The sequence below is a fragment of the Nitrosomonas marina genome (genome assembly GCF_900110145.1).
GTDB classification, from domain to species: domain Bacteria; phylum Pseudomonadota; class Gammaproteobacteria; order Burkholderiales; family Nitrosomonadaceae; genus Nitrosomonas; species Nitrosomonas marina.
In genome coordinates this window covers 1-4208 of the sequence record NZ_FOCP01000052.1, presented here as the reverse complement: position 1 = coordinate 4208, position 4208 = coordinate 1, and the positions used below count along the sequence as shown (strand labels likewise).

At 47.2% G+C, this 4208-nt stretch carries 6 protein-coding genes; all 6 read right to left on the bottom strand.

The annotated features are described in order from the left end of the window. Positions 1-1433, bottom strand: a 1433-nt coding sequence (locus tag BMX44_RS16205; protein ID WP_090634959.1) for a hypothetical protein, incomplete at its 3' end; no start/stop codon positions are given. Further along, entirely contained in the window at positions 1430-2269 is an 840-nt protein-coding gene (locus BMX44_RS17140; RefSeq protein WP_218144002.1) for a hypothetical protein, read from the bottom strand. The genes BMX44_RS17140 and BMX44_RS16205, both read right to left, overlap by 4 nt. Position 2270: 1 nt before the next feature. Continuing rightward, positions 2271-2894 carry a helix-turn-helix domain-containing protein gene (locus BMX44_RS16195; protein ID WP_090634957.1) on the bottom strand — a complete coding sequence of 208 codons (624 nt, stop codon included), beginning with the start codon at positions 2892-2894 and terminating at the stop codon, positions 2271-2273. Between the two features lie 37 nt (positions 2895-2931). Then, on the bottom strand, positions 2932-3417 hold the full coding sequence (locus BMX44_RS16190; RefSeq protein WP_218144001.1) for a hypothetical protein: 486 nt from the start codon (positions 3415-3417) through the stop codon (positions 2932-2934). A gap of 8 nt (positions 3418-3425) precedes the next feature. Next, positions 3426-3602, bottom strand: coding sequence for a hypothetical protein (locus BMX44_RS16995; protein ID WP_177167799.1), 177 nt, complete (start codon positions 3600-3602; stop codon positions 3426-3428). A gap of 108 nt (positions 3603-3710) precedes the next feature. After that, positions 3711-4208: hypothetical protein (locus BMX44_RS16990; RefSeq protein WP_090634955.1), on the bottom strand; the 498-nt coding region annotated here is incomplete at its 5' end.

Sequence of the window (4208 nt, the reverse complement as noted above, 5' to 3'; positions counted from 1 at the left end):
GAAGGTATGCCCTCTTCACGCATTTTTTCTTTTTTCATCATGACGTATTTCAAACCGCCCGCTTCGGCGAAGTGATACGGCAATCTCGATCCCTGCGACATTATCTTTTCGCGCATTTTTTTATCGATTCCATCAGGGAACAAGAATGATACCCTTCCAGCCTTGACAGCATCCCTCCACCGTACCATCGCACACGCACGACGATTATAAAACCGGTTCTGGTACTCTTTTTTGAAGCACGGTTTCCCCCAGTCCACCCGGACCACAGGAACACCCTGTTGCTCTATCAGCTTGTTTACTGCGTGCCCCACACCGCCGTTATCGACCAGCATCGTTGCGTTTGACAGCTTCCCGTACAAATCAACCAGATCACCAGCGAACGTGATTTCATCTTTAGTGTTCGAGTGGACCGGTATTAAAATGTACTCAACACGCCTCGCGTCATGCCCAAAATCACCATACCCAACGACTTTTGCTACCACGGCAACCGAAAAATCCCGGTACTCACCCATCGCAACGTCAGCCAACAGCATCAAGCCATACGGCTCATCATCACCTATGATGCTTCCAAGGCCAAAGGCATTCTCCAGATCAGATCTGGTAAGCAAATTGCTTCCTGAACTGTCTGCGAATCCACCTTTAACACGGATGATGTACTCGACCGAGGTCTTTCCGCCCGTCTCTTCATCACGGTCCCTCAGCCACTGTTTTGTTACAAACGGTGAATGTTCAGAGTTAAATACCAGGTTCGCCCATGATCCGCCGTTGTCCCTGGACAGGCTGTGGTGTGTTTCATAAAACCTGCCTGCATTTCTGACACCTTGCGACGCAAGCAACGTTCGATTGCCAGGCTGCGTCTGCGTGCCCTCGATCACATCAAAATGCTCATCCGGGACGCCTGCAGCCTCATCGATGATGATCAACTGCCAGTACCGGTGCTTACCTGCCACACCGATCGCCTGCCCCTTCTGCATTGCAACCTGAGCGGCGAACCATTGTTCCTCAAAACCTTTTACATACGCGCGCGTCTTGGTTATTTCGTAGTAATCATTGATCCATGAATACTCACCCGACGCTATACCAATCCGCGCATCCTGCATTTCCTTCCAGACGCCATCGCCAACCTGGTTGATACGCGGCGCACCGATATATGTGTTTGATCCTATCTCGATCTTGCCTTCATAGGCCGCGATCGGGAAGCACAACAAATGCCACAATACAATCCTGCCAAATGTAGCCGTTTTACCAGTCGATGTACCCGAGACTACTGAAACCTTGGCATTAGCCGGTGATATTTCATGAAGCAGGTCCTCTTGGTCGAATGACGGTGTAATACCGGTTACTTCAACCGCGAATCGCAGCGGGTCAGCATGAAACCTGTCAACAAAATCCGCATATCTCGGATCTGAGAATATCGAATTCTGAGCAGTCATCCATCAACCGGCCTTCCGGTTTCGTTATCAATCAGTATCCCGCGTTCAATTAGAACGGCTTTCTGGCGCTCTCTGGCTTTCTCCATGATTTCAGTGAACTTGTCCGCAATACCTTTCAGCGTCTCGCCGTCCAGTTTGATGGAATTATCAACACGATCCCTCCACCTGCTTGCCTGCCTGTTCTTCAACCACAAGAATGCAGCATTTACATCTGGCGGCACTTCCTTTTCGGTGACGGTTCTCTCAATGTTGAACTCTTTACCATTCTTATCAAAACCAATTTTAGTTTTAGATTCTGTGCGCTTGTACCCACACACCCTCACAAATAGGCGTTCAGCGGCAACCGCATCCGCTCGGACCTTACCGTTCGATAGGGACTCAAAAAACTCCTTATGATCAAGTTTCCAATTGTTGATTGTCTGTTCTTCAACACCAAAGAAATCAGCCAACTCCTTATCGGTATATCCAAGCAGACACAGCTTGTACGCTTGCTCCGCGTATTCATTACGATATTTTGTAGGCCGACCACGGCCGCGCTCGATCTCCTCTGCATCCGATTTGAAGGTTTCGATGATGGTTTCGGAAACCTTGGTTTCGGTCTTTTGGGAAACCTTGGAAACCTTGTTCTTCTGATCTTTCTTTGCTGTTTTTTCTGGCGCGTTTTTTTGCTTTTTTTTTGTCCAGTTCTCGGTTAATGCAACCTTTCTCACTGCGGGTCTGGACACAGGCAAATCAAGTTCTTTTACCAACCATGCGAAACCATCGCGCGAATCATTCTCCCAAGTCTTCCTGACTTCAGCCCACTGTTCAGGTGTTAGTTTCGGTTTTGCGGCCATATTATTTAAACTTCAGATCAAGCGTTCCGGATTCGATTTGCTCCTGGAACCTCGTTGCCTGGCATTCTTCCCGGAAACGTATCAATTTATGATTGGCGCCACCCGAGACGTCATTGACTCTCTGTACAGCCGCAATCAACCGGCTGCCGCCTCGCATTTCATTTTCAAAGTTAGGGTTAAGTTCTATAAAACGCTGCACAGATGCACGAAGTTCTTCAGATGCAGCCAGCATGTCGGCAATCGATTCGCGGAAAACCCTGACTCGATTCTGAAGCGCTTTGATTGCCTCCATGTCACGCATTCTCGCCCGCTCCCAGTAGTCATATACCCATTTTGAAACATCGCGTTCCATGCACGCCCTGGCGCTCAATTCCCAGTCGTTAGACTCACCGAATATAAAATCCACCGATACCTCGTATAGCCTGGAAGCCCGCAGAATCAACCATAATGGTACTGAATTGGTGTCAGTGCCTCCCTCGATTTTTGCGAGTTTTGAAGAGTTGACGTACCCAAGTCTGCGAGCGGCAAAGTTCTGTGACATGCCAGCGACTTCCCTGGCTTCCTTTAGCCGCTTTCCGATACATTTCGCCAGCGCTGAACGCTCGCTAGACTTCGGTATTATCATTATCCTTTCCGACACCGGTGATATTGTCCTCAGTCAGCTATTTTTTATTTCCAACCTTGGTGATATTCCAGCCTCCGCCCTTTTTCTTTTTAACCAGGTAGAAAGGCCAGGGGTACAACTCGTTAGCCATCTTTAGTTTCACTATCGAGTCATCAAATGCATGCCCTCCCTTTACTTCATGCCCTTCAAGCGAGCCGTTTGCCAGCATAACTAGAAAATCGACGCGATAATGCAGGTTATCCGCTAATCTCAGGTTTACTGCGTCAAATTTCCACCACAACACATCACCACACGCTATTAAAGCATCCAGGTACTGTGAATATTCCCGCTCGGTTTTATTCATCTTGCCGGCCTTCATGCGACCAAGTGCCTGCAGGTTCTCTATAGCATTGGTTTTTGCCGCTGTTTTTCTTGGTACATCGTCGCTGGCTGTTTGAGCACCAAACGATGACGCTATTTTTAGCGTGCCATTTTTGACACGATCTTCAATGCCTTTGGTAAATTGTTTTGAATATGACGGCATCACTATTGCTAATTTTCAACGCTTTCAGGACCAAACCGATAGCACTCGTCTTCACACAAAAAAAGCAAATCTCCACGATTATCAACGCCATGCTTATCACGCTGTGGATTCTGGTCTATATCCACAACAAAGAATGACAGAATAAATACCGCAAGTATTACTATTAATAGCCCGATATGTTTCATACTTACTCCCGCTCCATTGACTGAAGCAACGAATAACCACATGTAAATAGTTGTTATTCTCAATAACAACCGAGCCACCAAACTAACATTAATGAACTTATGAGTCTACTAATCTATCATTGACTCTGCCATTTCCTCTATCTGCCACGGCTGAAGACTTGTCCAGTACACTTCCGATATGTAATCGCATATCTTTCGAGCCGCATCCTCGTACTCCGATTGATCTAGACTCTCGTAACTCAAACTTCGCGGTATACGAACAATCATCAGTCCTGCATCGGTAAGCTTCAAGCCAAACGCTTGCAGAATGGGTCTGAGCATTTCCAAAACTTGTAGTGGTATCAGAGCCCTCAAGCCGGTCGGTTTAACCGCTATCTCATCGCAGTAAATGTTTGCCTCAAGCTGAATCCTTTTAAGCACTGAATGCGCATCCATGTACTTAAATTCATCGATATGAACAACACACAGCTGGCCAATCCGGTGAACCTTGCGATTGAATTTGCCGCTTCTAAGTTTTCTTATAACCGCTCTAACAACCTGACCTACGCTTAATTTTTTTTCGCGCAACTGACGTTCTGCCGTAGCATCTGCAGGGTCAAAACTTTT